General features: G+C 60.3%; 3 protein-coding genes. All 3 read right to left on the minus strand.

The window, feature by feature from the left end; genetic code table 11:
* The coding region (locus COGEMETH_RS18990; RefSeq protein WP_238184168.1) for a hypothetical protein at window positions 1–493 on the minus strand (493 nt) is incomplete at its 3' end.
* 360 nt (window positions 494–853) lie between these two features.
* Window positions 854–1,864 carry a hypothetical protein gene (locus tag COGEMETH_RS19000; protein WP_238184170.1) on the minus strand — a complete coding sequence of 337 codons (1,011 nt, stop codon included), beginning with the start codon at window positions 1,862–1,864 and terminating at the stop codon, window positions 854–856.
* A gap of 42 nt (window positions 1,865–1,906) precedes the next feature.
* Window positions 1,907–3,085 carry a tyrosine-type recombinase/integrase gene (locus tag COGEMETH_RS19005; RefSeq protein ID WP_238184171.1) on the minus strand — a complete coding sequence of 393 codons (1,179 nt, stop codon included), beginning with the start codon at window positions 3,083–3,085 and terminating at the stop codon, window positions 1,907–1,909.
* Window positions 3,086–3,139 lie beyond the last annotated feature (54 nt).

Genomic DNA, 3,139 nt, shown 5'->3' on the forward strand with positions numbered 1-3,139 from the left:
CCTCGAACAGCTTGCGCGTCGCCCGGTAGTAGAAGCTGGCCTTCTTCGCGTCGGTGTGCACCTGCTTGAACACGAACTTAAGCGCCGCATCGCCGTTGCGCCCGTTCTTGCCCCAGAACTTCAGCCACTCGCCCCCAAGGAGGCGTTCGCCGCCCCGCCAGTTTTGTTTGAGGAAGTTGGCGACACGGAAGCACTCCATGACCTGTTGGTCGATGGCGGCGCGGTGGGTGAGATCGGCCTGCCGGAAGCCCTCCGTGATCTGCTCGAACACTCGCTCAAGCTCACCGGGACGCTTCAGCCCTCTAGCCTTTGAAGTCTCCGGTGTATTCGAGGGGGCGGTCGCCGGTCCGACGGGGGTCCGCCCCACCGAAGCGATCTGAGTGCGTCGCCGGGCTTTAGCTCCCTCAATGTCGATGCTCACCGGACCTGAAGGACGGGGCAACCGCTGCGAAGGATCGAGGACGACCTTCGGTCGAATGTGCTGCTTGGTCATCATGCGTCTCCCCGCTGCATGAGGGCGCGGATGTCCTCGCAGCGCCATGCAGTGATGCGCGGGCCGAGCTTCACCGGCTGAGGGTAGCGACGCGCTGATACGCCAGCCCACCAGGAGGAGCGGCTGATCGGTAGGGGACCGCCCGGCGCAATAATCCCGTTCAGGCGTACAAAGCCCGCAGCGGGCAATCCATCCGGTGTCGGGCTCGTCTGTCTAACATTGATGTTGCTGGTCATTATCTTCTCCTTTTCCCCAAGCGATGTTGGCTCGCGTGGGACAAGGGAGAAGGTGACAGGATACAGCCTCGCCGAGGACTACGGCCTCAGCTCACATGATGTAAGTTGCTGATATAGTTGTGTTTTATCGGCTGCTGTATGTTTTCATGACCTTTGCTGACCCGGACGGGAGCGCAGGTATGTCGATCCGTTCGGGCGTGAGTGAAGCGGGAAAGGCTGGGAAACGAATTGCGCTCAACGTCCGTAAATCCAACCGCTTCGTCAGCATCTCTACGGCCCAGCGAGCCCGCGCAAGATATTGGCGTATTTCGCCAGGTTGATTGATCAAGTCATTGACGCTCTCGCCGAAGTGCGCCGTGCCGGGATCGAGCGTGAACTCTGCTCCAAGATGGAAGCGCTCTACATAATGGAAAGGGGCAGCTGCACCATACAGTGACCAATACGACTTGAAGGTGCGCAAAGAGAGTGGCCAAGTGTGGGGGAAGACATCGTTCTGGGTCGCAAAATATGCCTTAGCTAAGCTTACAGCGTCGCGTGCGCGCTCTGTGCGCGGCTCGTAAGCAAGGAGGAACCACACGACCAGAGCGATCCAATCGAGATCAGTATGGGGCTGTCCGTCATGCTTCCATTGCAAAAATGACGGCAAGGAAAATAGATCATCCGAACAAACGCGCCTCAGAGTATCGAGGCGAACGTGGCGTAGAAGAAGTTCTCGATCTGCTCTATCAAGCTGCTCAATATTATCGACGTTGTTTTTATGATGCAGGTACGTCACCACGCAGACCATGATGGCGGCTGGGTGATCGTGCGGCTTGGTAGGCCAGCGCAACCAAGACACGAGCTTGAACAAAGCTTCCAAAAACGAGTTACGATTTCGGTTCGTGTCATCCGCCAGCCGCGCGATGGCAGCATCGATGCTAGACATCTGAGCAAGCGTCGGAATGATCCGTCCCTTGAGTGGGCTCCTGCCTTGCCGCCAACGCTTGATCGAGGCGAGCGAAGCGCCGAGTCCCTCAGCCGCCTCATCCATCGGCAACCCGGTCGCATAGCGCGCTTCGAATCGATCGAGGATTGTGACGCGATCTTCCGGAGAGTGGCGCGTCGATTGTCCTCGGCGTGACTGGCCGGATGTCAAGGTTTGTGCCTCGCCGCCTTGCTTCTCATCCGATCGCGGTAGCTATGCTTGAGCCGAACAGAATGCAGCCCAATCGACCATCAGCCCGCGCCGCTTGTCTAGCAGGTCGCCGCGCCGATACGCCGCCTCGACCCGGTTCGCCACGACGTGTGCCAACGCCATCTCGGCAACCTCGTTCGGATAGCTCGTGGTCTCGGCCGCCCAATCGCGGAACGAAGAGCGAAAGCCGTGCGCCGTCACCTCGACCGACATCCGCCGCAACGTCATATCGAAGGCCATATTTGAGAGTGGCTTACCTGCCTTCTGACCAGGAAAAACGAACGTGCTGTCGCCGGTCAACAGCTTCGCACGTTCCAGAACTGCAAGTGCGCGCGGGCTGAGCGGCACCCGATGGACGCGCTTCATCTTCATACGTTTCGCCGGAACGGTCCATATCGCCTCAGCCGAATCGATCTCGTCCCAGCGTGCGCCTAGCACCTCGCTCGTGCGCAGCGCGGTCAGGATAAGGAACTCGAAGGCAAGCTTGGTCACTTCACCCCGGTCAGCAGCCTGGAGCCGGGCGACGAAGGTTGGGACCTCGACATAGGGCAACGCGGCGTGGTGCTCGACCTCATCGGTCTGTTTCGGCAGGCCCTTCGCCACTCCTTCGATCGGATTCTCACCGGAACGATGCCCCGCCGCCTTGGCCCAGTTGAAGACAGTACCGATACGTTGCCTCACCCGGCGCGCCGTCTCCGGCTTCGTCAACCAGATCGGAGCCAGCGCCCGCAGGACGTCGGGCGTCTCGATTTGATCGACGCGCCGGGTGCCGAAGTGCGGAATGGCGTAGGTGTTGAGCGTGTTGATCCACTGCGCTGCATGTTTCGGGTTCGCCCAGGAAGCTTTGTGCTCCTCGTGAACCTGCTCGACTGCCTCGGCGAAGGTTGGGATCGTTGCCTTCGCCTTGCGCCGCTCGGCTAGAGGATCACCGCCGTCGCGGGCCAGCTTGCGGAAAGCCAGCGCTTTTTCGCGCGCCTCGGCGAGCGGAACGAGGCTGATACCTCCCAAACCGATATCTCGGCGACGGCTCTGAACGACAGTTCGCAGAAGCCAGCGCTTCGAACCCGAGGGCTCAATCACCAGATAGAGACCATTGCCATCGGCGTACCGGCCGGGGGTCTTGAGGGACCGCACCTGCACGCTCGTCAGCGCTTTTTCGGGATGCCGTCCTTTGCCGCCCATCGTCGGGTCCGCCGAACCTTTGCCACCCACATTATCACCCTCATTAAATGTGGG

This window comes from Methylobacterium trifolii (assembly GCF_022179685.1).
In the GTDB taxonomy this organism is placed as follows: Bacteria; Pseudomonadota; Alphaproteobacteria; order Rhizobiales; family Beijerinckiaceae; genus Methylobacterium; species Methylobacterium trifolii.

Bases quoted from the DNA above. Each gene is read 5' to 3' on its own strand.
- COGEMETH_RS19005 (WP_238184171.1), bottom strand. From the start codon at position 3,085: ATGGGCGGCAAAGGACGGCATCCCGAAAAAGCGCTGACGAGCGTGCAG.